The 26,928-nt window shown below is 68.4% G+C and carries 27 protein-coding genes; 23 read left to right on the top strand and 4 right to left on the bottom strand.

Translation table 11 applies throughout. From position 1 onward, the window contains the following. Positions 1-92: 92 nt before the first annotated feature. The 13 genes from tilS (at position 93) to AB4Y72_RS06980 (ending at position 12,717) form a co-directional block, all read left to right on the top strand. Positions 93-1,127 carry a tRNA lysidine(34) synthetase TilS gene (tilS, locus tag AB4Y72_RS07040; RefSeq protein ID WP_441425517.1) on the top strand — a complete coding sequence of 345 codons (1,035 nt, stop codon included), beginning with the start codon at positions 93-95 and terminating at the stop codon, positions 1,125-1,127. A gap of 30 nt (positions 1,128-1,157) precedes the next feature. Next, positions 1,158-1,709: a hypoxanthine phosphoribosyltransferase gene (hpt, locus tag AB4Y72_RS07035; RefSeq protein ID WP_441425428.1), complete on the top strand. Its 552-nt coding sequence runs from the start codon at positions 1,158-1,160 to the stop codon at positions 1,707-1,709. Positions 1,710-1,929: 220 nt separating this feature from the next. Then, positions 1,930-3,996, top strand: coding sequence for an ATP-dependent zinc metalloprotease FtsH (gene ftsH / locus AB4Y72_RS07030; RefSeq protein ID WP_441425427.1), 2,067 nt, complete (start codon positions 1,930-1,932; stop codon positions 3,994-3,996). A 9-nt stretch (positions 3,997-4,005) separates the two neighbouring features. Next, a complete protein-coding gene (gene folE / locus AB4Y72_RS07025; protein WP_441425426.1) occupies positions 4,006-4,650 on the top strand; it encodes a GTP cyclohydrolase I FolE in 645 nt (214 codons plus the stop codon). 11 nt (positions 4,651-4,661) lie between these two features. Beyond that, the gene (gene folP, locus AB4Y72_RS07020; protein WP_441425425.1) at positions 4,662-5,603 is read left to right on the top strand and encodes a dihydropteroate synthase; all 942 of its coding nucleotides are present in this window, start codon (positions 4,662-4,664) and stop codon (positions 5,601-5,603) included. Between the two features lie 13 nt (positions 5,604-5,616). Continuing rightward, positions 5,617-5,976 carry a dihydroneopterin aldolase gene (gene folB, locus AB4Y72_RS07015; protein ID WP_441425424.1) on the top strand — a complete coding sequence of 120 codons (360 nt, stop codon included), beginning with the start codon at positions 5,617-5,619 and terminating at the stop codon, positions 5,974-5,976. Then, positions 5,973-6,539 (top strand): 2-amino-4-hydroxy-6-hydroxymethyldihydropteridine diphosphokinase, encoded by a 567-nt coding sequence (folK, locus tag AB4Y72_RS07010; RefSeq protein WP_441425423.1) that lies wholly within the window; start codon positions 5,973-5,975, stop codon positions 6,537-6,539. The genes folB and folK overlap by 4 nt, the downstream gene beginning before the upstream one ends. Then, a complete protein-coding gene (locus AB4Y72_RS07005) occupies positions 6,536-7,060 on the top strand; it encodes a DUF3180 domain-containing protein (protein WP_441425422.1) in 525 nt (174 codons plus the stop codon). The genes folK and AB4Y72_RS07005 overlap by 4 nt, the downstream gene beginning before the upstream one ends. Beyond that, a complete protein-coding gene (locus AB4Y72_RS07000; protein ID WP_441425421.1) occupies positions 7,041-7,553 on the top strand; it encodes a PH domain-containing protein in 513 nt (170 codons plus the stop codon). Before AB4Y72_RS07005 ends, AB4Y72_RS07000 begins: the two co-directional genes overlap by 20 nt. A gap of 18 nt (positions 7,554-7,571) precedes the next feature. Next, on the top strand, positions 7,572-9,284 hold the full coding sequence (locus AB4Y72_RS06995; RefSeq protein ID WP_441425420.1) for a PH domain-containing protein: 1,713 nt from the start codon (positions 7,572-7,574) through the stop codon (positions 9,282-9,284). After that, positions 9,277-10,197 carry a Rossmann-like and DUF2520 domain-containing protein gene (locus tag AB4Y72_RS06990; RefSeq protein ID WP_441425419.1) on the top strand — a complete coding sequence of 307 codons (921 nt, stop codon included), beginning with the start codon at positions 9,277-9,279 and terminating at the stop codon, positions 10,195-10,197. Before AB4Y72_RS06995 ends, AB4Y72_RS06990 begins: the two co-directional genes overlap by 8 nt. Before the next feature lies 1 nt (position 10,198). Then, complete coding sequence (gene panC, locus AB4Y72_RS06985; protein WP_441425418.1) at positions 10,199-11,101, top strand: pantoate--beta-alanine ligase; 903 nt, start codon at positions 10,199-10,201, stop codon at positions 11,099-11,101. Between the two features lie 116 nt (positions 11,102-11,217). Beyond that, positions 11,218-12,717, top strand: coding sequence for an MDR family MFS transporter (locus AB4Y72_RS06980; RefSeq protein WP_441425417.1), 1,500 nt, complete (start codon positions 11,218-11,220; stop codon positions 12,715-12,717). A gap of 22 nt (positions 12,718-12,739) precedes the next feature. Here AB4Y72_RS06980 and AB4Y72_RS06975 read toward each other — a convergent pair whose 3' ends face one another. The 3 genes from AB4Y72_RS06975 to AB4Y72_RS06965 all read right to left on the bottom strand — a co-directional run bounded on the left by AB4Y72_RS06975 (position 12,740) and on the right by AB4Y72_RS06965 (position 15,336). After that, positions 12,740-13,573 carry an alpha/beta fold hydrolase gene (locus AB4Y72_RS06975; RefSeq protein ID WP_441425416.1) on the bottom strand — a complete coding sequence of 278 codons (834 nt, stop codon included), beginning with the start codon at positions 13,571-13,573 and terminating at the stop codon, positions 12,740-12,742. A 95-nt stretch (positions 13,574-13,668) separates the two neighbouring features. Further along, positions 13,669-14,295 carry a thymidine kinase gene (locus tag AB4Y72_RS06970; RefSeq protein ID WP_441425415.1) on the bottom strand — a complete coding sequence of 209 codons (627 nt, stop codon included), beginning with the start codon at positions 14,293-14,295 and terminating at the stop codon, positions 13,669-13,671. Between the two features lie 57 nt (positions 14,296-14,352). Further along, positions 14,353-15,336, bottom strand: coding sequence for an alpha/beta fold hydrolase (locus AB4Y72_RS06965; RefSeq protein WP_441425414.1), 984 nt, complete (start codon positions 15,334-15,336; stop codon positions 14,353-14,355). 100 nt (positions 15,337-15,436) lie between these two features. On the opposite strand from AB4Y72_RS06965, the gene lysS reads away from it, so the two are divergent. From lysS to AB4Y72_RS06945, 4 genes are all read left to right on the top strand, one after another. Continuing rightward, complete coding sequence (gene lysS, locus AB4Y72_RS06960; protein ID WP_441425413.1) at positions 15,437-16,969, top strand: lysine--tRNA ligase; 1,533 nt, start codon at positions 15,437-15,439, stop codon at positions 16,967-16,969. Between the two features lie 2 nt (positions 16,970-16,971). Then, positions 16,972-17,154, top strand: a complete 183-nt coding sequence (locus tag AB4Y72_RS06955; RefSeq protein WP_441425412.1) for a hypothetical protein — start codon at positions 16,972-16,974, stop codon at positions 17,152-17,154. A 156-nt stretch (positions 17,155-17,310) separates the two neighbouring features. Further along, on the top strand, positions 17,311-17,637 hold the full coding sequence (locus AB4Y72_RS06950; RefSeq protein ID WP_441425411.1) for a histone-like nucleoid-structuring protein Lsr2: 327 nt from the start codon (positions 17,311-17,313) through the stop codon (positions 17,635-17,637). 380 nt (positions 17,638-18,017) lie between these two features. Beyond that, positions 18,018-20,510, top strand: a complete 2,493-nt coding sequence (locus tag AB4Y72_RS06945; protein ID WP_441425410.1) for an ATP-dependent Clp protease ATP-binding subunit — start codon at positions 18,018-18,020, stop codon at positions 20,508-20,510. A 79-nt stretch (positions 20,511-20,589) separates the two neighbouring features. Here the strand turns inward: AB4Y72_RS06945 and AB4Y72_RS06940 are convergent, their stop codons facing one another. Beyond that, on the bottom strand, positions 20,590-21,036 hold the full coding sequence (locus AB4Y72_RS06940) for a Rieske (2Fe-2S) protein (RefSeq protein ID WP_441425409.1): 447 nt from the start codon (positions 21,034-21,036) through the stop codon (positions 20,590-20,592). A 146-nt stretch (positions 21,037-21,182) separates the two neighbouring features. Between AB4Y72_RS06940 and AB4Y72_RS06935 the strand changes: the two genes are divergently transcribed. The 6 genes from AB4Y72_RS06935 (at position 21,183) to dhaM (ending at position 26,886) form a co-directional block, all read left to right on the top strand. Next, complete coding sequence (locus tag AB4Y72_RS06935; protein ID WP_441425408.1) at positions 21,183-23,303, top strand: prolyl oligopeptidase family serine peptidase; 2,121 nt, start codon at positions 21,183-21,185, stop codon at positions 23,301-23,303. A 127-nt stretch (positions 23,304-23,430) separates the two neighbouring features. Then, positions 23,431-23,958 carry an amino-acid N-acetyltransferase gene (locus tag AB4Y72_RS06930; protein WP_441425407.1) on the top strand — a complete coding sequence of 176 codons (528 nt, stop codon included), beginning with the start codon at positions 23,431-23,433 and terminating at the stop codon, positions 23,956-23,958. Between the two features lie 171 nt (positions 23,959-24,129). Further along, positions 24,130-24,420, top strand: coding sequence for a hypothetical protein (locus AB4Y72_RS06925; protein ID WP_441425406.1), 291 nt, complete (start codon positions 24,130-24,132; stop codon positions 24,418-24,420). Positions 24,421-24,587: 167 nt separating this feature from the next. Next, positions 24,588-25,589 carry a dihydroxyacetone kinase subunit DhaK gene (dhaK, locus tag AB4Y72_RS06920; RefSeq protein ID WP_441425405.1) on the top strand — a complete coding sequence of 334 codons (1,002 nt, stop codon included), beginning with the start codon at positions 24,588-24,590 and terminating at the stop codon, positions 25,587-25,589. Positions 25,590-25,591: 2 nt separating this feature from the next. Then, positions 25,592-26,218, top strand: a complete 627-nt coding sequence (gene dhaL / locus AB4Y72_RS06915; protein WP_441425404.1) for a dihydroxyacetone kinase subunit DhaL — start codon at positions 25,592-25,594, stop codon at positions 26,216-26,218. Next, positions 26,215-26,886 carry a dihydroxyacetone kinase phosphoryl donor subunit DhaM gene (dhaM, locus tag AB4Y72_RS06910; protein ID WP_441425403.1) on the top strand — a complete coding sequence of 224 codons (672 nt, stop codon included), beginning with the start codon at positions 26,215-26,217 and terminating at the stop codon, positions 26,884-26,886. The genes dhaL and dhaM overlap by 4 nt, the downstream gene beginning before the upstream one ends. The last annotated feature ends 42 nt before the right edge of the window (positions 26,887-26,928 follow it).

Here is a 26,928-nt window from a genome sequence, read left to right as displayed (position 1 = left end):
TGCCGGAACGCATCCCCGGCGGTTCCACCTCCGTTTCGACCGGACGACGCCGGCCCGGCCGCCTCGCGCCCGTGGTCGGTACCGCGCGGAAAATGCTGCAGGACTCCCTTGCCGGTGCCGGCTACCCGGAACGGGTCCTGGTCGCCTGCAGCGGAGGCCCGGACTCGCTGGCGCTCGCCGCCGTCGCCGCCTATTTCGCCCGCCGCGGCCACGTGGACGGCCACCCCGTGTCCGTCGGCGCCGTCGTCGTGGACCATCAGCTGCAGCCGGGATCGGCGGGCATCGCCGCCACCGCGGCCCGGACCCTTGAGGACCTCGGAATCTCCCCGGTCCAGATCAGGACCGTCGACGTCGCCTCCACCGGCGCGGGCCCCGAGGCGGCTGCCCGGGACGCCCGCCATGCGGCCCTCGACGCCGCCGCGGAGGAAGCCGGCGCGGGCGTGATCCTGCTCGGCCACACCCTCGATGACCAGGCCGAACAGGTTCTGCTCGGACTGGCGCGCGGCTCCGGCACGCGGTCCCTCGCCGGGATGCGGCCCTCCCGGGGGCGGCTCCTGCGCCCTTTCCTGGGCCTGCGCCGCGCCGAAACCCTGGAGATCTGTCGGGTGGAGGGCCTAGATCCCTGGCACGACCCGTCCAACACCGATCCCGCCTACGCCCGCTCCCGGGCCCGGGTTGAAGTGCTGCCGCTGCTCGAGGAAAAACTCGGCCCGGGCGTCGCCGAATCCCTCGCCCGCACGGCCTCGATCCTGCAGCTCGACGCCGACTACCTGGAGGACGTGGCGAACGACTCCTTTGACCGGCTACGTCAGCAGCACGGGGAGGCGATCAGCCTCCCGGAAGCCGAACTGCGCGATCTTGCCCCGGCCGTGAGGTTCCGAGTGATCGCCAAGGCCGCCGCCGCCGTCGGCGGTCAACAGCCCAGCTACCAGCGCCTGCTCGCGGCGGAAGCGCTGCTGCGCCGGCAGGGATCAGCCGGCCCGGTGGAGCTTCCCGGTGCCGTGAGCGTCTTCCGGCTCTCGCTCGCGCAGCTCCTTGCGGAGGAGCGGTCCGCCCCCGGTGTTCCCCGCGAAGCCGCCCGCTGTGGGAAGCTTGTATTCCGGCCTCAACAGCCGCCCCGAAAATAGTCGCACCCCGCATCTACACAGGAGCCATTGGTGGATTCAAACGACGTCCAGGCAGACCTCAAGCACGTTCTCTACACCAGGGAACAGATCCAGCACCGGATCACCGAGCTCGCGGCGCAGATCGACGAGGACTACGCGGGCCGCGACCTCCTGATCGTCGGCGTGCTCAAGGGCGCCGTCATGGTCATGGCAGACCTGGCCCGCGCACTGCACAGCCACGTCTCCATGGATTGGATGGCGGTCTCCTCGTATGGGTCCGGCACCCAGTCCTCCGGCGTGGTCCGCATCCTGAAGGACCTCGACACCGACCTCATGGGCAAAGACGTCCTGATCGTCGAGGACATCATCGACTCCGGCCTGACGCTGTCCTGGCTCAAGACCAACCTGGAATCCCGCGGCACCGCCTCGGTGGAAATCTGCACCGCCTTCCGCAAGCCCACGGCCGCGAAGGTCAAGATTGACGTCAAGTACGTCGGCTACGACATTCCCAACGAGTTCGTCGTCGGTTACGGCCTGGACTACGCCGAGAAGTACCGCAACCTGGACTTTGTCGGCACCCTGGCACCGCACGTCTACGAGTAGTTTGTCTGCGGGCACAATCGGTAAACCGTTCAGCCAGGGGCGCCCGGCCCGGGAGCGGGCGGGGCGATGCCTGGCCGCGCTACGCCCTCAGGGAACTTTTGCCCTTCACCGTGCGTGAGTTAGTGCGACGGTGTATAGCTAGAAGCTGACGCAGCACCACACGCGCGCAGAACGGTCGCCGTGCAGCACTACCAGGAGGGACGGGGCCAGCCCCGCACAGATGAAAGCTAAGAGTTTCTTCAAGGGCCCGGGCATCTGGATTGTCGTCGTGGTGGCCATGCTGCTGCTGGCCTTTGCCACCCTGGCCCCGGGCGGCGCCAGCCGGATCGACACCGACAAGGGCCTGGAGCTGCTGACTTCCGGCGGCAAGGTCGAACAGGCCAAGATCTTTGACGCCGAGAACCGGGTGGACCTGGTCCTGAAGGACAACCTGCAGGTCGACGGCCAGGACAAGGGCAAGAACGTCCAGTTCTACTACGTCAACGCCCGCGCCCAGGACGTCGTCAAGGCGGTCACGGACGCCAAACCGTCCGGCGGCTTCACCGACCAGCCGATCGAAAACAACTGGTTCTCCGGGCTCTTCTCCCTCCTGGTGCCCGTGCTCCTGCTCGGCGTCCTGTTCTGGTTCCTGCTCTCCCGGATGCAGGGCGGCGGATCCAAGGTCATGCAGTTCGGCAAGTCCAAGGCCAAGCTCGTCAACAAGGACATGCCCCAGGTGACCTTCAGCGATGTCGCCGGCGCCGATGAGGCCGTCGAGGAACTCGAGGAGATCAAGGAATTCCTGCAGGAACCGGCCAAGTTCCAGGCCGTCGGGGCCAAGATCCCCAAGGGCGTGTTGCTCTACGGGCCTCCGGGCACCGGTAAGACCCTTCTGGCCCGCGCCGTCGCCGGCGAGGCCGGCGTGCCCTTCTTCTCCATCTCCGGTTCGGACTTCGTGGAAATGTTCGTCGGCGTGGGCGCCTCCCGCGTCCGCGACCTCTTCGAACAGGCCAAGTCCAACGCGCCGGCCATCATCTTCGTCGATGAGATCGACGCCGTCGGCCGGCACCGCGGCGCCGGAATCGGCGGCGGCAACGACGAGCGTGAACAGACCCTCAACCAGCTGCTGGTCGAGATGGACGGCTTCGACGTCAAGACCAATGTCATCCTGATTGCCGCCACCAACCGCCCCGACGTCCTGGACCCGGCCCTGCTGCGTCCGGGCCGCTTCGACCGGCAGATCTCGGTGGAAGCGCCCGATCTGATCGGCCGCGACCAGATCCTTCAGGTGCACGCCAAGGGCAAGCCGATGGCTCCCGGCGTCGACCTCAAGGCTGTTGCCAAGAAGACCCCCGGTTACACGGGCGCGGACCTGGCCAACGTCCTGAACGAGGCCGCCCTGCTGACGGCCCGCTCCAACGCGAACCTGATCGATGACCGCGCCCTCGACGAAGCGATCGACCGCGTCATGGCCGGCCCGCAGAAACGCAGCCGCGTCATGAAGGAACACGAACGCAAGGTCACCGCCTACCACGAGGGCGGCCACGCCCTGGTGGCTGCGGCGCTGCGGAACTCCGCCCCGGTCACCAAGATCACCATCCTGCCCCGCGGCCGCGCCCTGGGCTACACCATGGTGGTCCCGGAAAACGACAAGTACTCCATCACCCGCAACGAGCTCCTCGACCAGATGGCTTACGCCATGGGCGGGCGCGTCGCCGAGGAACTCGTCTTCCACGATCCCTCCACCGGCGCTTCCAATGACATCGAGAAGGCCACCGGGATCGCCCGGAAGATGGTCACCGAGTTCGGCATGAGCGAACGGGTCGGCGCGGTGCGCCTCGGCCAGGGCGGCGGCGAGCCGTTCCTGGGCCGCGACGCCGGCCACGAGCGCAACTACTCGGACCAGATCGCCTACATCGTCGACGAAGAGGTGCGCCGCCTCATCGAGGGCGCTCACGACGAGGCCTACGCCATCCTCACCGAGAACCGCGACGTGCTGGACGAGCTGGCGCTGGAACTGCTCGAACGCGAAACGCTGAACCAGGCCGAAATCGCGCAGGTCTTCACCAACATCCGCAAGCGCGATTTCCGCGAAGTCTGGCTCTCCAAGGAGACCCGCCCGATCCTGGCCGCCGGCCCGGTGGAATCCCGCCGGGAGAAGGCGGAACGGGAAGCGCAGGAGGAAGCCACCCACGCCCGGCTCGAAGAGCCCCTGGATGCCCTGCCGCCGCATGCCCAGGGTGTCCCCGGACAGGAGTCCTTCCAGGACGGTGTTACGGATATCGGGACTGACGGCCTTCCCGGCTAGGCTTCATCAGTGACTTCTAACTTCGATGACGACGTTCCCGCCCCCGCTGATGCCCTGGCGGGGGGCGGGGAAGACCCGCATGCAAAAGCCAAGGTAGACCGTCCCCGGATCGAGGCGGCCGTGCGGGAAATTCTGCTGGCCATCGGCGAGGACCCGGACCGCAGCGGACTCTTGGACACCCCGAAGCGGGTGGCCAAGGCCTATTCGGAAATGTTTGCCGGCCTGCACCACGACCCCGCCGAGATCCTGGCCACCACGTTCGACCTTGACCACGAGGAACTCGTGCTGGTCAAGGACATCCCGTTCTACTCCACCTGCGAGCACCACCTGGTGCCGTTCCACGGGGTGGCCCACGTCGGCTACATCCCCTCCCATGACGGCAAGGTCACGGGCCTGAGCAAGCTGGCCCGCGTGGTGGACATGTTTGCCCGGCGTCCGCAGGTCCAGGAACGCCTGACCACCCAGATCGTCGAGGCCCTCGTCACCCACCTCAAACCGCGCGGCGCGATTGTCGTCGTCGAATGCGAACACCTCTGCATGTCCATGCGGGGCATCCGCAAGCCCGGCGCCAAGACCGTCACCAGCGCAGTGCGCGGGCAACTGCATGACCCGGCCACCCGCGCCGAAGCCATGAGCCTCATCCTCGGAAGGTAAGAACACAGACTATGGACTCCCTAGCCGCGGCCCCCGGTACCGGCCCCGCAACCTCGCCCCTGCCCGTCCTGCGCAAACCGCGCCCGGCGGCCAAGTTCCAGGACCTGCCCACGGACCGGACTCTCGTCATGGGAATCCTCAACGTCACCCCCGACTCCTTCAGCGACGGCGGCGATCATGCGACGCCGGATACCGCGATCGCCGCGGGGCTGCGGATGTTCTACGCCGGCGCGGACATCATCGACGTCGGCGGCGAATCCACCCGGCCCGGCGCCACCGCTGTGAGCGTTGACGAGGAACAGCGCCGGGTGGTGCCGGTTATCGAGGCACTGGTCAAGGCCGGGGCCCTGATCAGCATCGACACCACCCACGCCGCGACCGCGGCTGCCGCCCTCAAGGCCGGCGCCGCGATCATCAACGATGTCTCGGGCCTGACCATGGAACCGGAAATGGCGGAACTGGCCGCCCGCGCCCAGGTGCCGTACATCCTGACGCACCGCCGGGGCGACGCCAGCACCATGAACGCCCTGACCGACTACCGTGACGTCGCCCAGGACGTTGTGACGGAACTCGCCGGCGTCCGGGACAAGCTCTACGCCGCCGGCGTCGCCCCGGCGCAGATCATTGTGGACCCGGGACTGGGATTCGCCAAGAACGACGCCCAGAACTGGGAACTCCTGCAGCGCCTGGAGGTCCTGCAGGGGATGGGGCACAAGGTCCTGGTCGCCGGTTCCCGGAAACGCTTCCTTGGCAGCCTCCTGACCGTCGCCGGCAAGGCTGCCCAGCCGGTTGAACGCGACGCGGCCACCGCCGCCGTGACCGCCATCAGCGCCTTCCGCGGCGCCTGGGCGGTGCGCGTGCACGACGTCGGGGCGAGCCTCGACGCCGTCAAGGTTGCCGCCCGCATGGCACCCCGCCCGGCAACCGCCGGTCCCGCCGCCGGCACCGACTGATCCGGCCGCCGCCATGGACCAGATCACGCTGAGCGGCGTCACCGCCGTCGGCCATCACGGGGTGTTCGACTTCGAACGCCGCGACGGCCAGCCGTTCGTTGTTGATGCGGTGCTGCACACGGACTTCAGCAAGGCCGCAGCCTCCGACGACGTCCTCGACACCGCGCATTACGGTCACGTGGCCGACTGCATCCGGGACTGGATCACCGGCGAGCCGCTGAACCTGATCGAGGCCCTGGCGGTGCGGATCGCCGAGGACATCCTGCAAAAATTCCCCGTGGCCGCCGTGGACATCACCGTGCACAAGCCCAGCGCCCCGATCGAGGTAGAGTTCGGCGACGTTTCCGTCAGCGTGCACCGGAGGCGGACATGAGCCCGCTCTACACCCGCGCCGTGATTGGACTCGGCAGCAACCTGGGGGAGCGCAGCGACACCCTGTCTGCCGCCGTCGCAGACATCGTCGACCCGCCCGAGGTGCGCCTGCTGGCCATCTCGCCAATCGTCCAGACGAAGGCCGTGGGCGGCCCGGCGGGCCAGCCGGACTTCCTCAACATGGTGGTCGCCGTCGAGACGTCCCTGCCGCCGCGTGAGCTGCTCCAACACTGCCACGCCGTGGAACAGAAGCACCTGCGGGTGCGCGACGTCCGGTGGGGGCCGCGCACCCTGGACGTGGACATCATCACGTACGGGGACGTGGTGAGTTCGGACCCCGAACTCACCCTGCCCCATCCCCGGGCCGCGGAAAGGGCGTTCGTGCTCTATCCGTGGTCGCTGATCGATCCGGCGGCGGAGCTCAACGGCGAACGCGTGGGCGACCTCGCCGTGAAAGCCGCCGATTTCGCCGACCTGGAGACGTTTGACGGGTTCCAGAGCCTCACCGCCCGGGACGTCACAGCCACCCATGCGTCCGGCGTTCCCGAGGGGGAGTGGCCGTGAAGCTGACCAACCCGCTGCTCCTGCTGGCCATCGCCGTGGTCCTTGCAGCTGCCGGGTGGCTCGCCACCGTGCTGGCCGGCCGCTACAGCCTGGCCACCCCGGTGCTGCCGCTGACGGGGCTGTTGACCATGGGCGTGATCGTGGTGCTTACCTTGGTGCTGGGCATCCGTGTGCTGCGCTGGCGCAACGGCAACAAGAAGAAAATCCTCAACCCCATCCTCGCGGCGTGGACTTTGGTCCTCGCCCAGGCCTGCGCGTACACCGGCACGGTCCTGCTGGGCTGGCACGCGGGCATCATCATCGAGCAGCTGCGGCTGTGGAATCTGCGCAGCAACCACGACATCACCTGGCAGGCCCTCGCGTTGGCGGCCGGCGGGCTGATCATGGTGATCGTCGGGCTCATCGTCGAGCGGTTCTGCCGGATTCCGCCCGAGGATGGCGACGCCGAACCCGGGCAAGGGGTGCAGGGAAAGCGCAACAAGCCCACCGCAGAAGGCGAATATGCGTACCGAGGCGATTGATCCTCCGGGCATCGACTGGCTCAGGGTGTCACCGAAGTACATCACCGTTCGCCTCGCGGAGTGGGCCCTGGGAAACCTGATCGCCGTAGCCCTGCTGGCGCTTCCCCTGGCCCTGGTCCTGACCGGCGTGTGGACGTGGCCGCCGCTCTGGCTGGCGGTTGCCATTCCCGCTCTCTGGCTGCTCCTGGCGCTGTGGCGGCTCGCGCTCATTCCCCGGCAGGTGCGCTCGATCGGCTACGCCGAGCGGGAGGACGATCTTCTGATCCGGCGTGGCATCTTTTTCCAGCGCACCCTCGTGGTCCCGTACGGGCGGATGCAGTACGTTGACATCGCGGTGGGACCCGTCGAGCGGCCTCTGGGCCTGTGCACCCTGAAGCTTCACACCGCGTCCGCCGGGACCAACGCCGAGATCCCGGGCCTGCCCGCCAGCGAGGGAGCCCGGCTCCGCGAGCAGCTTTCCGCGCGCGGCGAAGCCCGGCTTGCCGGGCTGTGACGGGAAAGCCGTGACGGCATGGCGCTGACACCGGAGGGCGCCGGGGCGGCCCGGGAACAGGCGGCCGGCAGCGGCAACGAGGGCGCCGGTTCGGACGGAACCCGTATCGAGGGGACGGGTTCGGACGGACCCGATTCGGACGGACGCGGTTCGGATCGAACCGCCGACGCCGGCTGGCTGCGTGTGCATCCTGCGTCGCCGTTTGTCCGCGGCTGGGTGGCGCTGGCCGCGATGCTCTTCTTCTTCGGAAGAGACACCTTCGAGCGCATGCTCCAGGGCGGCCCGGTCTTTGACGAGGGCCTCGCCGGGCGGGCACCGTGGCTGCTGGCTGGCGGCGGCGCTCTGCTGCTCCTGACCGTGCTCGGCTATGTCCTGAGCTGGTACTTCACCCGCTACCAGCTCGCGGAGGGCTACGTGCGGGTCAACACCGGTTTCCTGTTCAAACAACAGCGGCAGGCCAGGCTGGACCGGGTACAGGCGATCGACGTCGTGCAGCCTTTCCTGGCGCGGATCTTCGGTCTGGCGGAGCTCAGGTTCGAGGTCGCCGACGCCGGCGAATCCGCCGTGCACCTCGCCTACCTGCGCGCTGACGAGGCTCGCCAGCTCCGCGCGGCCATTCTCGCCCGAGCCTCCGGTGCCTCCGGTGCCGCAGGCGGGTCGCCGTCGCCGTCTCTGTCGCTGTCGCAGGCGCCGGGACAGCCGCGGGCCGGCACCGCGGAGGCCCCGGAACAGAAGGAGCCGACGGAGCAGACGGTGCTGACCGTGCCGCCGTCGCGCCTGATGGGCTCGCTGCTCCTGAGCGAACAAAGCGTGGCCATCGTCGCCGGCGGCATCGCTTCCGTGCTGCTCTCCGCCGTCACCGAAAACCGGAACTTCACGGTCTTCCTGATCCCTGCAGCGATCGGCCTCGCCGCCGCCTACTGGTCCTCGTTCAACAAGGGCTACAACTTCACCGCAGCCGTCTCCCCGGACGGCCTCCGGCTGCGGTACGGACTGCTGGATACCCGGGCGCAGACCGTGCCGCCGGGCCGGATCCAGGCGTTGAAGGTCAGCCAGCCGCCGCTGTGGCGGATATTGGGCTGGTACCGGGTCCAGGTCAACGTGGCCGGGTACGGCGCGGCCGGAAACGCCGGTCAAGGATCGGCGCGGACCACGCTGCTTCCGGTGGGATCCCTCGCCGACGTCCTGAACCTCCTCTCGCTGGTGCTCCCGGATCCCGGAACCACGAACCCGGCGCGGGTTTTCACGGCAGGCATGACCGGCCTCGCGGGGGCCGCGACGCCCGGGACTGTAGCGCCGGAGGCCGGTGACCGGGAAGACGCCGACGGCGGCTTCGTCACCACGCCGCGCCGGGCCCGGTTCCTCGCGCCGCTGGGCTGGCGGCGCAACGGCTTCGCGGCAACGGAGACGGCCCTGCTCCTGAGGTCCGGCCGGTGGTGGCGGAGCCTCGTGGTGGTGCCCCATCAGCGCACCCAGTCCATGGCGCTCCAGCAGGGACCGCTCGCCCGGAGGTTCCGGGTGGCGGACCTGGTTCTGCACACCACGGCGGGCCCGGTCGCGCCGCGGCTCATCCAAGCCGGGCTCGACGAAGCCCGGGACCTGCTGGACGCCCAGTCCGCCCGGGCCCGCGCCGCCCGCAAACGCCAGACAAGCGAGCACTGGAGGGAGCCGGCGGCCCAACCGGCCCCATCACCCGCACACCACACTCAGGAAGGGCCAAACCATGGCTAAACCAGGACGCCTTGGCGTCGGAATCGTCGGAGCAGGGAAGGTGGGTGCCGTCCTGGGGGCGGCACTACGCGGAGCCGAGCACGCCGTCGTCGGGGTGTCCGCCGTTTCGGACGCCAGCCGCGAACGCGCCGAGACGCTCCTGCCCGGTGTCCCGATCCTGGAGGTGCAGGACATCGTGGAGCGCGCCGAACTGGTGCTGCTCGCCGTCCCGGATGACGCCCTCGGCCCGCTCGTGGACGGGCTCGCCAAGCTCGGCGCCTGGCAGCCCGGCCAGCTCGTGGCGCACACCTCGGGCCGCTTCGGCGTCGGAATCCTGCACCCCGTCCGTGCCGCCGGCGCCGTGCCGCTCGCGCTGCACCCGGCAATGACGTTCACGGGCATGAGCCTGGACCTCACGAGGCTCCTGGACTGCACCTTCGGCGTCACGGCCGACGCTGCGATGCTCCCGATCGCCCAGGCGCTTGTCGTCGAAATGGGCGCCGAACCGGTCGCGATCGCCGAGGCCGACCGTGTCCTCTACCACGCTGCCCTCGCCCACGGCTCGAACCACCTGGTCACGCTCGTGGCCCAGGCCTCGCAACTGCTCCGCGAGGTCGGCGTCGATGCCCCGGACCGGATGCTGGGTCCGCTGCTGCGCGCGACGCTCGAGAACGCGCTCGCCTCCGGCGAATCGGCCCTGACCGGGCCCGTGGCCCGCGGCGACGCCGGGACGGTGGCCGCGCACGCCGATGCCCTCCGCGAGTACGACGCAGGCGCGGGCGGCGATATTCTTGAGGCGTACCTGGCCATGGCCCGGGCGACAGCCCGCCGGGCAGGTAGCCGCGGGCTCTTGAAGCCGGGACAGCTCAACGGCATCGAACAGGCGCTCGGCGGCCCCGGCCAGAACGGGACGCCCGCCCCGGAAGGACCCTGACATGGCTATCGAACTCGTCACCACGGCTGCCCAGCTCCGTGCCGCAAGCGCCCGGCTGCTGGCCCAGAAGGGCGGCACGTCCCAGGGGCTCGTGCCCACCATGGGTGCCCTGCACGAGGGACATGCCCGGCTGGCCCGGACCGCCGTCGCCCAGAACGACGTGGTGGTGGCCAGCATCTTCGTCAACCCCCTGCAGTTTGGCGAGGCCGCGGACCTGGACCGCTACCCCCGGACCCTGGATGCCGACCTCGCCCTGCTCGACGCCGAGGGTGTGGACCTGGCTTTCGCGCCCGGCGTCGAGGAGGTCTACCCCGGCGGGGCGCCCCTCGTGCGGATCACCGCGGGCCCGCTGGGGGATAAGTGGGAGGGCGCGTCCCGGCCCGGACACTTCGACGGTGCCCTGACGGTGGTGGCAAAACTCCTCCACTACGGAATCCCGGGGACCGGGCTGCCGGGCGGAGGCCAGCCGGCCTATCGCGCCTACTTCGGCCAGAAAGACGCGCAGCAGCTGGCGCTGGTCCAGCGCATGGTGGCGGACCTGAATTTCCCCGTCGAGATCGTGCCTGTGCCGATCGTGCGCTCGGCCGATGGCCTGGCGCTGTCCAGCCGCAACCGTTTCCTCTCCGAGGACGAGCGGCAGGCCGCACTGGTCCTTTCCCGGGCGCTGCGGCTCCTCGAGGGCCGCGCCGGCGCGCATGAGCCGCTGGACGTCGAATCCGCGCAGGCGCTGGTCCGGTCCCACCCGCTGGTGGAACTGGACTACTTCGAAGTGGTGGATCCGCGAACCCTCGAGCCCCTCGCGGAGAACTGCAGGCACACCCCGTTTCGCGGCGAGGCGCTGGCGATCATCGCTGCAAAGGTCGGACCCGTCCGCCTCATCGACAATGTGCCACTGAACTCCTGACCCGTACCCGCATTGGTTTTCCCGGTGACGGGAATGCGGCTGGGGCTTAAGATGTTGGAACCTGCAGCAGCGCCGACGCTTGCCGGACCCACACCCATCGCCCCGAGGGAACTGCCATGTCAACAGACGTCTCGTCCAACGCCGACGGCGGCCCGCCCCGGGGCGCGCCCGCCATCCCTGGGCCGGCTGAGCCTGCCGCAACGAGGACTGCGCCAACCACGCCGCCGAAGATGTCCCGGGAGTCCGTGACCATCATCGTCACGCTCCTGGTGGCCACGTTCGTGGTGATCCTCAACGAGACCATCATGAACGTCGCGCTGCAGCGGCTGATGGTGGACCTGAACATCGACGCGCCCACCGTGCAGTGGCTCTCCACCGGCTTCATGCTCACCATGGCCGTCGTGATTCCCACCACCGGGTTCATCCTGCAGCGGCTGACCACCCGGGCCGTGTTCCTGCTGGCCATGGGGCTCTTCTCGGGCGGGACACTGCTGGCCGCCCTCGCGCCGGGCTTCGAAGTCCTCCTGCTGGCCCGCATCGTCCAGGCCGGCGGCACCGCCATCATGCTCCCGCTGCTGATGACCACCATCCTCACGCTCGTGCCGCTGGAGCGCCGCGGCGCCGTCATGGGCAATGTGAGCATCGCCATTTCGGTGGCGCCGGCACTGGGCCCCACGGTTTCCGGCCTGATCCTCCAGAACTTTTCCTGGCGGTTCATGTTCGTGTTCGTGCTGCCGATCGCCCTTGCCGCGCTGGCCATCGGGGCGAAGTATTTGACCAACATCGGCGAAACCGAGAAAACCCGGCTCGACGGCCTGTCAGTGGTGCTCACGGTCCCCGCCTTCGGCGGCCTGGTGTACGGCCTGAGCCAGATCGGCGGCGGCCAGGCCGGTTCCCGCACCCCCGCCGTGCTGGCGCTGGCCGTCGGTGTGGTGGCCCTGGCGGCCTTCGTCCTGCGCCAGCTGAAGCTGCAGAAGACCGACGGTCCCCTGCTGGACCTGCGCGCCTTCACGTTCCGGATGTTCACGGTGTCCGTGCTGCTGCTGGTCGTGGCCATGATCGCCTTGTTCGGCGCGGTGATCCTGCTGCCGCTGTACCTGCAGGAGATCCGCGGCCTGAAGTCATTGGCGACCGGCCTGGTGCTGCTTCCGGGCGGCCTCGCCATGGGCCTGCTGGGACCCTTCATCGGCCGCGTCTTCGACAAGGTCGGGCCTCTGCCGCTGACAGTGACAGGCTCGGTCATGATGGTGCTGTCCCTCTGGCAGTTTTCGATGCTGGACGCAGGATCACCGGTGGGGTGGATCATTGCCCTCCACGTGACACTGAGCCTGGGCCTGGCGCTCGTGTTCACCCCTGCCTTCACGACCGGCCTGAACCCGCTGCCGCCGCACCTGTACTCCCACGGCTCGGCGATCATGTCCACGCTGCAGCAGGTGGCCGGCGCGGCCGGCACGGCGCTGCTGGTTTCGATCTACGCGTTCGTGGCCGAATCCTCGGGCATGGTGGCCGGCATGCAGGCGGCGTTCCTGACGGCGGCCGTCATAGCCCTCGCCGCCGTCGTACTGTCCACCATGATGCGCAAGACCGCAGGCGCGGTACAGCCCGCCTCACACTAGCCGCAAGCAACAGGGCGGAGGATCAGCCGGCGTAGAACGCGCTGAGTTCGGCGATGAGCTTGTCCGGTGCCTTGTTGACGCCGTCGTGGCCCATCCCCGGCAGGATGGTGTAGCTGGAGCCGGAGAGCACGTCGTGGATCTGGGCGCAGGCCACGCCGAAGTAGGCCGGACTCTTTTCGCCCACGATGATCAGTGTCTCCAGCGGCAGCTCCAGGAACGGTTCGGCCGGCATGTCCGCGGCAATGATCGCCTTGATTTCGCGGACGCCGGTCTGCATGAGGTCGCGCAACTGTTTGCCGATCGGGGTGCTGGCCGAGAGCTTGTTGGCCAGCGTCAGCATGGACAGCGGCATCCTGGACAGCGCGCTGCCGGTCTCCAGGCCCTTGAGCAGGACGGCGAGGGCGCGGTCGTCGTCGCCGGCAGCCGTCGCCTTCTCGTATTCGGGGGTCCAGTCCGCCGTGACACTGTGGTTGACGGACACGGCGGGGTCGTACACGGCCAGCCGTTCCACCGGCAGGGTGCGGGCCGCGTGCAGGGCCACCGCCCCGCCGAAGCTGTGGCCGAAGACATCCGTGCTGGACGTGTGCTTCATGACGGCGTCGAGGTCGTGGATGTCCACATCCAGGGTGTAGTCCTCCGGCTGGGGGGAGGAGGAGCCGCGGCCGCGCCGGTTGAAGGTGTGCACCGGCCGGCCCAGCGAAGCGCTGAGCTTCTGCGCGAAGCGGGTGTAGTCGGCCGCCGTCACCATCGAGGCAGGGACGACGACGATGCCCGAACCCGCCGAGGCGAGCTCGGCGCCCGTGCTGAAAAGCTCGATCGTTCCGCCGTCGGGTGTTCTGATGTTCTCGCGGGTCATGCTCCGAGCCTAGCCGAGCATGCGCCGCACTGCAGTAACGGGCATGCGCCGCACTGCGGTGAAGCGGCGTCCCCGCACTGCGCCGGCACGCTGGCCTAGTTGCCCAGCCGGCCGCCGGAGACCTCGAGGTAACAGGTCCCGCAGAGCGACTCGTACCAAACGTCCTGACCGTCGATCGCCACCTGGTCGCCGTCGAACACCACGTGGTCCCCGACCCGGCGGGTGTTGAAGATCGCCTTGCGCCCGCAGCGGCAGATGGTCTTGAGCTCTTCGAGGGTATGCGCGATCTCCAGAAGCCGCAGGGAACCCGGGAAGGCGCGGGTCCGGAAGTCGGTGCGGATTCCGTAGGCGAGTACGGGAACATTGTCCAGGACGGCGATGCGGAAAAGATCGTCCACCTGCTCCGGTTCCAGGAACTGGGCCTCGTCCACCAACAGGCACGCCACCGGCTGGGTGTCCACGTGCTGGAGCAGGGCGTCGGGATCGTCGCCGTGGGCCTGGGCGGTGAAAAGTTTGCGGGCCGACGCGCCGGCGGGGATCAGGAAATCCACGGACCGGGTCATGCCGAGGCGGGATACGACGTCGGCGTCGCCCTTGGTGTCGACATCCGGCTTGGCCAGCAGAACCCGCTGCCCGCGTTCCTCATAGTTGAACGCCGCCTGCAGCAGCCCCGTGGACTTGCCGGAGTTCATGGCGCCGTAGCGGAAATAGAGCTTGGCCAAGGGGGTCCTTTCGAAAGGGTCGCCCCCGATTCTAGCGGTCGGCCGCCGCGGAGCCCGTCAGGGGCGGGACGCGGGCCTGCGCAGCCGCCCCGGGACGCGCCCGGCGATGCCGGGCAGGCTCCGGGCGGCGCCGCCGGCAGCAAGGCCGACGCCGTGGCCAGGCGCCGGGGACGCGGCGTCGGGGCCGCCGAGGAGAAACCGTGCCGTGCGGACGGCAAGCCTGGATCCGGGGCGGATGGGGCCCTCGTGGAGCTGCCCGGGAACCACCGCGAAGTTGAGCGCGGGGACGGCATCCGCGAGTTGGCGGCCCGTCTCGCCAAAGTAGGCAGGGCTCCAGCCGCCGCTGAGCATGAGCGTGGGGGTGGTGATGGCAGCAAAATCGGTGAGTTCGGCGTCGGCGTCCAGCACGGCCCGCATCTCGGCAACAGCCGTGGGCAGCAGTTCCCGCATTTCGGCACCCAGCCTGGTCCGGGCCGACAGGATGCTCAGCATCCGCAGCGCGCCCAGGGGCAGCCGGGAAACCGGGCCGGCCGTCTCGAGGCCCTGCACCAAATGGGCCCAGGCCTCGTCGAGCTTGCCCGCGGCAACGGACCTCTCGAGTTCAGGGCGCCAGCGCTGGCTGAGGTTCCCGGAGAGGCTGACGGCCGCGTCGTAGGTCACCATCCTGCGGATCGGCACGTCCCTGGCGGCCTGCAGGGCCACAAACCCGCCGTAGCTGTGCGCCACGACGTCGCTGGCGCCGGTCTCGCGCAGGACAGCGGCCAGATCGGCCACCTCGGTGGCGGCGGAATAGTCGGCGGGTTGCGGCGACGATCCGGCACGCCCGCGCCGGTTGTAGCAGTGAACCGGCTGGCCCAGCAGCCGGCTGATTTTTCGGGCAAAGGGCAGGTAGAGCGCATCGGTGACCAGCGTCCCGTGGACGACCACGACGCCGGATCCCGTCCCGCCCGGCCGTTGGCCAGGTTCATGCACCGCCGGACGAATGGTGTGCAGCTCGAGGTGCCCCTCGCCGTCGTCAGTCCCCACAGTCCACGTCTCCACAGACCTGAGTCTATTCCCCGCACCCCGCCTGGCTGGATGCCGCCCGGGCCGAACCGGCCCGGGACCAGCCGCCTCGCAAACGACGGTAAACTTGGGGATTGTGACTTCCCAAAACACCCCCGCCCCGAACAACGCCTCCGAGCCGCACGACGCCAGCGAACAGACGCGCATCCGCATGGAGAAGCGCGCCAAGCTGATCGAACGCGGCGTCGAGGCTTATCCGGTGGGTGTCGAGCGTACGAACTCGCTCACGGAAATCCGCGAGAAATACGCCCACCTGCAGCCCGACGAAACCACGGGCGACGTCGTCGGCGTCACCGGCCGCATCGTCTTCATCCGCAACACGGGCAAGCTCTGCTTCGCCACCCTCCAGGAGGGCGGCCTGGACGGCAAGGCGGTCCGGCTGCAGGTCATGCTGAGCCTGGCCAACATCGGCGAGGAGGCGCTCGCGGATTGGAAGTCCCTCGTGGACCTCGGCGACCACGTCTTCATCACCGGCGAAGTGATCTCCTCCCGCCGCGGCGAGCTGTCCGTCATGGCGGACTCCTGGACCATGGCCTCGAAGGCGCTGCGCCCGCTGCCCGTGCTGCACGCCGGGCTGAACGAGGAAACCCGCGTCCGCCAGCGGTACGTGGACCTCATCGTCCGCGACGAAGCCCGCGAGATGGTCTACACCCGCGCCGCGATCACCCGTTCCATCCGCGAAACCCTGCACCGCCAGGGCTACGTCGAGGTGGAAACCCCCATGCTGCAGCTGGTTCACGGCGGCGCCACGGCCCGTCCCTTCGAGACGCACATGAACGCCTTCGATCAGAAGATGACGCTGCGCATCGCCACCGAGCTCTATCTCAAGCGCACGGTGGTCGGCGGGATCGACCGCGTCTATGACATGGGCCGGGTCTTCCGCAACGAGGGCGTGGACTCCACCCACAGCCCCGAGTTCACCACCTTGGAGTCCTACGAGGCCTGGGCCGACCAGTTCGTCATGGCGGACCGGATCAAGGAGATCATCCTGGACGCCGCCGACGCCGCCGGTGTGGGCCGGGTCCTGCAGACGGAGGCGGGTGAGATCAACCTCGACGGCGACTGGGCCTGGATGGCGGTTTACCCGGGGCTCTCCGAATTTGTCGGCCAGGAAATCACCCCCGACACCACGGTCTCCGAACTGCTGGAACTGGCCGCCAAGCACGAGGTCAAGGTGGATGCCGCCTGGGACGCCGAGAAACTCGTCGTCGAGCTCTTCGGCGAACTGGTGGAGCCCACTCTGCTCAACCCCACCTTCGTCTACGACTATCCGCCGTCCGCCCAGCCGCTGGCCCGCCATCACCGCGAGGACGGCCGCCTGATCGAGGCCTGGGACCTGATCATCGGCGGCATGGAACGCGGCACGGCGTTCTCCGAACTGATCGACCCGGTGATCCAGCGCGAACGCCTCACCGAGCAGTCCCGCCGTTCCGCCGCCGGTGACGTGGAGGCCATGCAGTTGGATGAAGACTTCCTCCGCGCGCTCGAGTACGGTGCCCCGCCCATGGGCGGGATCGGCCTGGGCATCGACCGCCTCGTCATGCTCTTCACCGGCGCCGGCATCCGCGAAACCATCCTCTTCCCGTTGCTGAAGCCCGAAGGACACTGAGCATGGACTACATCGCCGTATTGCTGCCGCCTATCGTGGTGGGCCTGCTTTTCTGGTTTGCCATGAAATCCATATTCAATGCTGACAAATCGGAGCGGCAGGCAGAAGCGCGCGCGCAGGCCGAGGCGGACGCCCGGGTGGAAGCGCAAAACCCCGGGCAGGATTCCGGCCCAGCCGCGGGATAATTCCCAGCGGAAATAAGTAATAGTCGCCTATTACTGCGTAGGGGTTTCCTTTGGCCGATGTTTAACGCTTTGACTCCCTGCTGTAACGCGGAGGATACTTTTAACAGATACATCCTGCTTTTCTAAACGCTCGTCCTTTTGGAAAGAGAGTCTTTTATGGCACAGAAAGTTAAAATCATCCTCGTTGATGATCTGGATGGGGGATCCGCGGACGAAACAGTCCGGTTTGGCCTTGACGGCGTGAGCTACGAAATAGACCTGTCGTCGACCAATGCATCAGAACTGCGCTCCGCTGTGGAACGTTTTGTGGCCCACGCCCGCAAGACATCAAGCGGCCGCGCTACCCGCACTAAAATTTCCAGCGGACGGAATCAGGACTCTGCCCAGATCCGTCAGTGGGCACGGGACAACGGCTATGCGGTAAACAGCCGAGGACGCATCCAGGCTGAAATTCAGGAAGCCTACCAAAAGGCTAATTCCTAGCGCAGGGCATGGCGTCAAGCAGCAGGAGCAGCAGTAGGAAAACCCGGTATCAAGTTTCAACTTCAATTGCCAATGCCCCCGCTATGTGGCGGGGGCATTGGCATGCCGTCGGCGAATCGCCGGCTCATGCTGCCCTGGGTGCTGCGCCGGGCGCATGGTGCGCCGCACCCGCAGCCCGCTGCCCGGGCAGCACGTCCCCGCGGCGGCGCCGGGCTGTTAATGGCCGGTCCCGCCCCGCTCCCTCCCCGGCGGGGAAGGGGATCGGGCCGGCACCGGGGGCCGCGTGTGCAACCCCCGGGTTTCCCCTGTGGCGAACAAGCCCCAAATCTGGAACCCGGCCACGTAGCATCAAAGTACGTCGTAGCTAGGAGTGTGGCGAAATGTTTGAGCGATTTACGGACCGTGCCCGTCGCGTAGTTGTGCTTGCCCAAGAAGAGGCACGCATGCTGAACCACAATTACATTGGTACCGAACACATCCTCTTGGGTCTGATCCATGAGGGAGAAGGTGTTGCTGCCAAAGCCCTTGAATCCTTGGGCATTTCGCTCGACGGTGTCCGCGAGCAGGTGCAGGAGATCATCGGACAGGGCCAGCAGGCCCCGTCCGGACACATCCCCTTCACCCCGCGCGCCAAGAAGGTGCTGGAACTCTCGCTGCGCGAGGCCCTGCAGCTGGGCCACAACTACATCGGCACCGAGCACATCCTCCTCGGCCTCATCCGGGAGGGTGAGGGCGTGGCCGCCCAGGTCCTGGTGAAGCTTGGCGCCGACCTTAACCGGGTCCGCCAGCAGGTCATCCAGCTGCTCTCGGGTTACCAGGGCAAGGAAAGCACGGGCGCCGGTGTCGGCCCCGGCCAGGCCGAGGGGACCCCCGCCGGGTCCGTCGTCCTGGACCAGTTTGGCCGCAACCTGACCCAGGCCGCCCGCGAGAACAAGCTGGACCCCGTGATCGGGCGCGAATCGGAAATGGAACGCGTCATGCAGGTCCTTTCCCGCCGCACGAAGAACAACCCCGTGCTGATTGGCGAGCCCGGGGTCGGCAAGACCGCCGTCGTCGAAGGCCTGGCCCAGGCGATTGTCCGCGGCGACGTCCCGGAGACCATCAAGGACAAGCAGCTGTACACGCTGGACCTCGGGTCCCTCGTGGCCGGCTCCCGCTACCGCGGTGACTTCGAAGAGCGCCTGAAGAAGGTCCTCAAGGAAATCCGCACCCGCGGCGACATCATCTTGTTCATCGATGAAATCCACACCTTGGTGGGTGCCGGTGCCGCCGAGGGCGCCATCGACGCGGCCTCGATCCTGAAGCCCATGCTGGCCCGCGGCGAGCTGCAGACCATCGGTGCCACCACGCTGGACGAATACCGCAAGCACATCGAGAAGGATGCCGCGCTGGAGCGCCGCTTCCAGCCGATCCAGGTCAAGGAGCCCTCCGTCGCGCACGCGATTGAGATCCTCAAGGGCCTCCGTGACCGGTACGAGGCGCACCACCGCGTCACCATCACCGACGGCGCCCTCGCCTCGGCGGCCAGCCTGTCCGAGCGCTACATCTCGGACCGCTTCCTGCCGGACAAGGCGATCGACCTGATCGATGAGGCCGGCGCGCGGCTGCGCATCCGCCGGATGACCGCCCCGCCGGAACTCAAGGTCATGGACGAGAAAATCGCCGCCATGAAGCTGGAGAAGGAATCCGCGATTGACGCGCAGGACTTCGAAGGTGCCGCGTCGCTGCGCGACAAGGAGCAGAAGCTCATTGCCGAGCGCGCCGAGAAGGAACGCCAGTGGAAGACCGGCGGCATGGACGACATCTCCGAGGTGGATGAGGATCTCATCGCCGAGGTGCTGGCGAACTCCACCGGCATCCCGGTCTTCAAGCTGACCGAGGAAGAGTCCTCGCGACTGCTCAAGATGGAAGATGAGCTGCACAAGCGCGTCGTTGGCCAGGACGAGGCCATCCGGTCCCTGTCCCAGGCGATCCGCCGCACCCGCGCAGGCCTGAAGGACCCCAAGCGTCCGGGCGGTTCGTTCATCTTCGCCGGCCCCACCGGTGTCGGCAAGACCGAGCTCGCCAAGGCCCTGGCCGAATTCCTCTTCGGCGAAGAGGATGCCCTGATCACCCTGGACATGTCCGAGTACTCGGAGAAGCACACGGTGTCGCGGCTCTTCGGTGCCCCTCCGGGCTACGTGGGCTATGAGGAGGGCGGCCAGCTGACCGAAAAGGTCCGCCGTCGTCCGTTCTCCGTGGTCCTGTTCGACGAAGTGGAGAAGGCGCACGCCGATCTCTTCAACTCGCTGCTGCAGATCCTGGAAGACGGCCGCCTGACGGACTCCCAGGGCCGCGTGGTGGACTTCAAGAACACCGTGATCATCATGACGACCAACCTCGGCACCCGGGACATCTCCAAGAGCGTTGCCACCGGCTTCCAGTCCGGCACGGACACGCAGACCGGCTACAACCGGATGCGTGCCCGCGTCACCGAGGAGCTCAAGCAGCACTTCCGCCCCGAGTTCCTGAACCGTGTTGACGACGTTGTGGTCTTCCCGCAGCTGACCCAGGACGAGATCATCGAGATCGTGGACATGTTCGTTGGCCGGCTGGAGAAGCGCCTCAAGGACAAGGACATGGGCATCGAGCTCACGCCCGCGGCCAAGGTCCTCCTGGCGACCCGCGGCTACGACCCCGCCATGGGTGCCCGGCCGCTGCGCCGGACCATCCAGCGCGAGATTGAGGACCAGCTTTCCGAGAAGATCCTCTTCGGCGAGCTGCACTCCGGCGACATCGTGGTGGTGGATGTTGAGGGTGAGGGCGACGACGCGAAGTTCACCTTCGCCGGCAACGCCAAGCCGCGCATCCCGGAGATCGCTCCGAGCGTCTAGCAACTCAATGCGAAGGCCCCGTCCGCTCCCGAAAGGGAGTGGGCGGGGCCTTTTCGTGCGCGGGTCCGGGCGGCGGTTCTCAGGCGGTGACGGTGATCCAGTCCCCGTCGATGGCTGCTGTCAGGGGCGCGAGGGGGCTGCGGGCCGGCCCGGTGATGACGCTGCCGTCGGATCCTTTGAAAGTGGAGCCGTGACACGGGCATGTGAATTCCGTGCCGGCCGGGGCCACCGGGCAGCCGGCGTGCGTGCAGGTCGCGTCGTAGGCCAGGGCCTTGCGGTCCTCCGGCCGGAAAATGACGATTGTCTTTCCGTTGGCGTTTCCGGTGGCCGTGTCGCCGACCTTAACCTCGCTGAGCTTGCCGATCCGGACGGGGGTGCCCGCCGGCGCGGAGGCGCTGGCGGGCGCCGGGGCGGCCGGGCTCTGCGAGGGTGCGACGGAGCAGGCGGACAGGGCCAATGCGCCACCGGCCGTGGCGGCCGCACCTAGCAGCATGGAGCGTCGGGGCAGTGACTTTTCAGGGTTCATGGAGCCATCATGCCAACTTCCCCTGAAAGTATGCTGCAATCCCGCCCGGCCGGGCCTCCGGGCAGAACGCCGGGCAATCTGAAAGTACCGTTTCACTCTCAGTGAACGTCCTGTGATCGGCGCCACATAGGGTGTTGAATCGGTGCATGGCTGCCAAGGACTCAGAGACCCTGAGCGAACAACCCGAGACCCCCTTCCACGATCTGGACCACTACCTCGCCATCCCGAGGATGAGTGGCCTGGCGCTGAGCCCCGACGGCGCGCGGCTGGTCACCACCGTGGCAACGCTCGGCGCGAAGGGCACCGAATACTGCACGGCGCTGTGGGAAGTGGACCCGGTCGGGGACAAACCGGCCCGCCGGATCACGCGCAGCGCCAAGGGGGAGGCTGGCGCCGTGTTTGCCGCCAACGGCGACCTGTACTTCACCTCGGCCCGTCCCGATCCGGAGAGCCCCGACGCTGACCCCGTCAGCGCACTCTGGGTGCTCCCGTCCGGCGGCGGCGAAGCCCGGGTGGCCCTGTCCCGCGCCGGCGGAATCGGCGGGGTCCTTGCCGCCAGGGAAGCTGACACCGTGGTGGTCACGGCCTCGGTCCTGGCCGGCTCCACGGACGAGGACAACGACGAAGAACGCCGCCAGGCCCGCAAGGACAACAAGGTCGCTGCCATCCTGCACACCGGCTACCCCGTCCGCTACTGGGACGCGGACCTGGGGCCGGCGCAGCCGCGGCTGTTCGCCGTCGAATCCGGAGGGCAACTGGAGCCCGGTAAGCCGACGACCGTCGACGCCGCGCCGCCGCTGAAGCTCCGCAACCTGACTCCCGACGCCGGCACCCGGCTCAGGGACGCCGAATCGGTGATCAGCCCCGACGGCAGGACCATCTACAGCAGCTTCGCCAAGCCCCTCGCGAATGCCGATTCGCGCTCCGTGCTGGTCGCCGTCGACGTCGCCACCGGCACCCGGACCGTTCTGCTCGACACGGACGGCCTGAGCTACTTCCCGGGCCCGGTCAGTCCGGACGGGCGGAGCCTGGTGGTTCTCAGCGAAAGCGACACCACGCCGGTTGAGGCCCCGCGGGTCCTGCTGCACCTCCTCGACGTCGCCGCCCCGGCGGGGGAGGGCGCGTTGACGCCGCTCGCCCACGACTGGGACCGCTGGGCCCATCCGGCAGCGTGGCTGCCGGACGGATCGGCCCTGCTGGTCACCGCCGACGAGGACGGCGCATCGCCGGTCTTCCGCATCGAAGTGGCCCCGGAGCCCGGCGCGGCTGCCCGGGTGACCCGTCTGACGGACGACGCCGCCGCGTACAGCGACGTCCTGGTCGCGCCGGACGGGCGCAGCGCCTATGCTCTGCGCAGTTCCTACGAATTCCCCGCAGAACCCGTGCGGATCGACCTCGACGGCGGCGGAACCGTCCGCTTGCCCGCGCCGGCGGAGCGCCCGAAGTACAAGGGGACGCTCGAGCGCGTGGAGACGACGGCGGCCGACGGCGCCCGGGTGCCCGCGTACCTGGCCCTCCCGGACGGGGCGTCCGCCGGCAGCCCGGCGCCGCTGCTGCTCTGGATTCACGGCGGCCCCCTGGGTTCCTGGAACGCCTGGACCTGGCGCTGGAACCCTTGGCTGCTGGTGGCCCGCGGTTACGCCGTGCTGCTGCCGGACCCTGCCCTCTCCACCGGCTACGGCCAGGACCACATCCAGCGGGGCTGGGGGGAGTGGGGCAAAGCGCCGTTCACTGACCTCATGGCCATCACCGACGCGGTAGTCCAGCGACCGGACATCGACGAGACGCGCACGGCGGCCATGGGCGGCTCCTTCGGCGGCTACATGGCCAACTGGGTGGCCGGCCACACCGACCGCTTCAAGGCAATCGTCACGCATGCCAGCCTCTGGGCCCTGGATCAGTTCGGCCCCACCACGGACGCGGCCCAGTATTGGCTCAAAGAGATGACGGCCGAGATGGCACTGCAGAACTCGCCGCATCTGCACGTGGAAAACATCAGAACTCCCATGCTGGTCATCCACGGAGACAAGGACTACCGTGTGCCGATCGGCGAGGGTCTGCGGCTCTGGTATGAACTGCTCGCCAAATCGCAGCTGGCAGCCGACGCGAACGGCGAGACGGACCACCGTTTCCTGTACTTCCCGGACGAGAACCACTGGATTCTGCAGCCGCAGCACGCCAAGGTCTGGTATGGGGTGGTGGAGCACTTCCTGGCCAGGAACCTGCTGGACAAGGACATTCCCGTCCCTGACGAACTGGGTCTCTGAGCCTCCCCCCTCTGCCCAACTAACTGGCAGCAGGGGCCGTTATGAGCGCCCAAAACGGCCCCTGCTGCGAGTCAGTTGGGCGGGGGCCGGGCGACGGGGGTGACGGGGCCACCCGTAAGATTGGGCTGTGACTGAGACTGAGACCGTGACCGGGACGATTCGCATCCGCCCTGCCCGCACCGGCGACGTTGCCGCCATCAAGACCCTCGTGGCGCCGCTGGCCGACCAGCGGATCCTCATGGCCAAGGAAACCGTGGCCTACTACGAAAGCCTGCAGGAATTCCGGATCGCGGAATCGGACGACGGCGAGGTGATCGGCTGCGGGGCGCTGCACGTCATGTGGGAGGATCTCGCCGAGGTGCGCACCCTGGCGGCCTCGGATGCCTGGCGCGGCAAGGGCGTGGGCCATGCGCTCGTGGAACGCCTGCTCGAGGACGCCCGGGATCTGGGGGTATCGCGCGTTTTCTGCCTGACGTTCGAGGTGGACTTCTTCAAGAAGCACGGCTTTGAAGTCATGGCTGACCAGACCGCCGTCGACCCGGTGGTCTACTCCGAACTCCTGCGCTCGCATGACGAAGGCGTGGCCGAGTTCCTGGACCTTGCCCGGGTCAAGCCGAACACCCTGGGCAACACGCGGATGATCAGAGAGCTGTAGGGCGCGCCAAGCAGTTCCGGTTCACGGATTCCAGAGCTTCACGGAACCCACTGTGCGGTGCTTTTCCAGGAGTCAACGCGGGGCTTCCATTCAATAAAATTGATGGATAAACTGATCCCGGCTCAGGGGGTGGGCCACCGTACTTCCGGAGGCTAAAAATTGCACAACGACGTGATTTTTCCCGATTTTTCCGCTTTCCACAGCACCACCGCCGGCGCCCCGAATCCGTCGCCAAACCCGGCGCCGGAGACGCCCGGGGCCCCAGTGCCTGAAACCGCCAACCGTTCGTCGCCAGAGACGAGTGCCCCGGCCGCGGCGCAGGCCGCCAACCCGGGAGCCGCCGCACCAGGAGCGCCGGCCACTTCCCGTGCCTTCAAGGGCCGGCTCGCGGCGCCGCCGTTCTCTTGGCTGGGCGGCGACGCCTGGCCGCATTTCCCGGCGTGCGCCGACCCTCAGGCGTGACGCATCCGCGGGACCCACAACGTGATGCAGCCGCGGGACCCAAAATCGCTGCATCGCAATCCCGCGGCCCCGGGCGTTAGACCGAGGGAATCGGGAGCCTACCGCCGGCCGTGCCCCGGTAGTAGGGTCTAACCAAGCAGCCAGGACACCATCCAGGGAGCACCGCCATGAAGAAGCTCATCAATGATCCCAAAGCCGTGGTCGACGAGTCAGTGGAAGGGTTCGGGCTCGCACATGCCGACCTCGTGACCGTCTTTCCGGACCCGAAGTACATCGTGCGCAAGGACGCGCCGGTGGCAGGGAAAGTCGGCCTCGTCTCCGGCGGCGGCAGCGGACACGAGCCGCTGCACGGCGGCTACGTCGGGATGGGCATGCTCGACGCCGCCGTTCCCGGCGCAGTGTTCACCTCGCCCACACCGGACCAGATCCTGCCGGCCACGCTGGCCGTGAACTCCGGCGCCGGCGTCGTGCACATCGTGAAGAACTACACCGGCGACGTCCTGAACTTTGAGACGGCCGGCGAACTCGCGCAGGCCGAAGGCGTCGAGATCCGCACCGTCCTGGTCAACGACGACGTCGCCGTGCAGGATTCGCTGTACACGGCCGGCCGCCGGGGCGTCGGCGGAACAGTCCTGGTCGAGAAGATCGCCGGTGCCGCCGCCGAACGCGGTGACAACCTGGACGCCGTCGCCGCGATCGGTGACCGAGTCAACCAGAACGTGCGCAGCATGGGCGTGGCGTTGTCCGCCTGCACCGTTCCGCACGCGGGCGTGCCCAGTTTTGAGCTCGAGGAGAACGAGATCGAGATCGGCATCGGCATCCACGGCGAACCGGGGCGGCACCGCATCCCGATGGAAAACGCCGACGGCATCACCGACCGCCTCTTGGACCCGGTGGTCAGCGACCTTGGCCTCGCTTCCGGGGACAAGGTGCTCCTGTTCGTCAACGGCATGGGCGGCACGCCGGCGAGCGAGCTGTACATCGTGTACCGCCGGGCGGCGCAGCGACTGGCGGAGCAGGGCGTCACCGTGGCCCGCTCGCTCGTGGGGAACTACATCACCTCCCTCGAAATGCAGGGCTGCTCCATCACCGTCCTGCGCCTGGATGACGAAATGACGTCGCTCTGGGACGCTCCCGTGCACACTCCCGCCCTCCGCTGGGGCGTCTGACCGTGGGGCTTGATGTCGGCTGGGCCGTGCGCTGGCTGACCCTGTCCGCGCAAGCCATGGCCGAGCACCGGGTGGAGCTGATCGAGCTCGACCGGCCCATCGGGGACTCGGACCACGGCGAGAACATGGACCGCGGCTTCAAGGCCGTCATGGATAAACTCGCCGAAGCGCCGCCGGAAACCCCGGGCGCGGCCCTGAAGCTCACGGCCATGACGCTGATGTCAAAGGTCGGCGGGGCGGCCGGCCCGCTGTACGGCACCGCGTTCCTCCGCGCCGCTACCGCGCTGGGAGAGACCTCCGACGTCGACGCCGCCACCCTGGCCACCGCACTGCAGGCCGCCCGCGACGGAATCGTCGCCCGCGGCAAGGCCGAGTCCGGGGACAAGACGATGGTGGACGCATGGACGCCCGCCATCGAGGCCGCCGCCGCCACGGCAGGCGACGGCGACGTCCGGAAGGTGCTGCTGGCCGCGGCGGAGGCGGCGGAGGCCGGCGCCGTGTCAACGGACCCGATGCTCGCCCGCAAGGGCCGTGCCAGCTACCTGGGGGAGCGCAGCATCGGCCACCGCGACCCCGGAGCTGTCTCCAGTGCGCTGATCCTGCGGGCCGCCGCCGGAGCAGCCGAATGACAGTCCGGCTGGTGGTTATCTCGCACAGCGCCAAAATTGCGGACGGCGCCGCAGAACTCGCCGCGCAGATGGCGCCCGACGTCCTGATCCTCCCTGCCGGCGGCACCGACGACGGCCGGATCGGCACGAGCCTGGAGAAGGTCATGGCCGCGCTCGAGCAGGCCGCCGGTGACGGCGTCGTGGTGCTCACCGACCTGGGATCAGCGGTGATGACGGCCGAGGCCGCGGCGGAGTTCGCAGCCGATCCCGGGTCGGTTCTGCTCGCGGACGCGCCCCTCGTGGAAGGACTTGTGGCGGCCGCGGTGGCCGCGCAAACGGGAGCCGACGCCGCGGCGGTGAAGGACGCGGCCGAAGCCGTCTACCGGCCGCCGGCCCACCCGCCGGAGGCCGAACACCTGCACCAGCAGCCGCCGGACGCCACGGGGGACTTCCCGCTCGTCAACCAGGCCGGCATGCATGCCCGGCCGGCAGCCAAGATTGCCGGCGGACTGTCCGGCATGGACGCCGACGTGACCGTCAACGGCGCCGATGGGGCCTCCATGACGGAACTCATGATGCTTGCCGCCGGCAAGGGAACCGTCCTGCACGTGGAGGCCAGCGGCCCGGACGCCGCCAAGGCTGTCGGCTACCTGGAGCGCCTGGTCAGCTCGGGGTTCGGAGAGCCGTAGACCGCCGGTGGGCGCCGGCGCCCTGCTTGCCCTGGCCCGTCC

It is taken from the genome of Arthrobacter sp. YAF34 (assembly GCF_052113245.1).
Lineage (GTDB): Bacteria > Actinomycetota > Actinomycetes > Actinomycetales > Micrococcaceae > Arthrobacter.
This window is presented reverse-complemented; position numbering and strand designations above follow the sequence as displayed.

Coding starts and splice junctions, on each gene's coding strand:
- AB4Y72_RS06945 (WP_441425410.1), top strand. CDS start 18,018: ATGTTTGAGCGATTTACGGACCGTGCCCGTCGCGTAGTTGTGCTTGCC.
- AB4Y72_RS06935 (WP_441425408.1), top strand. CDS start 21,183: ATGGCTGCCAAGGACTCAGAGACCCTGAGCGAACAACCCGAGACCCCC.
- ftsH (WP_441425427.1), top strand. CDS start 1,930: ATGAAAGCTAAGAGTTTCTTCAAGGGCCCGGGCATCTGGATTGTCGTC.
- dhaK (WP_441425405.1), top strand. CDS start 24,588: ATGAAGAAGCTCATCAATGATCCCAAAGCCGTGGTCGACGAGTCAGTG.
- AB4Y72_RS06980 (WP_441425417.1), top strand. CDS start 11,218: ATGTCAACAGACGTCTCGTCCAACGCCGACGGCGGCCCGCCCCGGGGC.
- AB4Y72_RS06995 (WP_441425420.1), top strand. CDS start 7,572: ATGGCGCTGACACCGGAGGGCGCCGGGGCGGCCCGGGAACAGGCGGCC.
- AB4Y72_RS06975 (WP_441425416.1), bottom strand. CDS start 13,573: ATGACCCGCGAGAACATCAGAACACCCGACGGCGGAACGATCGAGCTT.
- dhaM (WP_441425403.1), top strand. CDS start 26,215: ATGACAGTCCGGCTGGTGGTTATCTCGCACAGCGCCAAAATTGCGGAC.
- folB (WP_441425424.1), top strand. CDS start 5,617: ATGGACCAGATCACGCTGAGCGGCGTCACCGCCGTCGGCCATCACGGG.
- AB4Y72_RS06950 (WP_441425411.1), top strand. CDS start 17,311: ATGGCACAGAAAGTTAAAATCATCCTCGTTGATGATCTGGATGGGGGA.
- folK (WP_441425423.1), top strand. CDS start 5,973: ATGAGCCCGCTCTACACCCGCGCCGTGATTGGACTCGGCAGCAACCTG.
- panC (WP_441425418.1), top strand. CDS start 10,199: ATGGCTATCGAACTCGTCACCACGGCTGCCCAGCTCCGTGCCGCAAGC.
- tilS (WP_441425517.1), top strand. CDS start 93: ATGCTGCAGGACTCCCTTGCCGGTGCCGGCTACCCGGAACGGGTCCTG.
- AB4Y72_RS06990 (WP_441425419.1), top strand. CDS start 9,277: ATGGCTAAACCAGGACGCCTTGGCGTCGGAATCGTCGGAGCAGGGAAG.
- AB4Y72_RS06940 (WP_441425409.1), bottom strand. CDS start 21,036: ATGAACCCTGAAAAGTCACTGCCCCGACGCTCCATGCTGCTAGGTGCG.
- AB4Y72_RS07000 (WP_441425421.1), top strand. CDS start 7,041: ATGCGTACCGAGGCGATTGATCCTCCGGGCATCGACTGGCTCAGGGTG.
- folP (WP_441425425.1), top strand. CDS start 4,662: ATGGACTCCCTAGCCGCGGCCCCCGGTACCGGCCCCGCAACCTCGCCC.
- AB4Y72_RS06955 (WP_441425412.1), top strand. CDS start 16,972: ATGGACTACATCGCCGTATTGCTGCCGCCTATCGTGGTGGGCCTGCTT.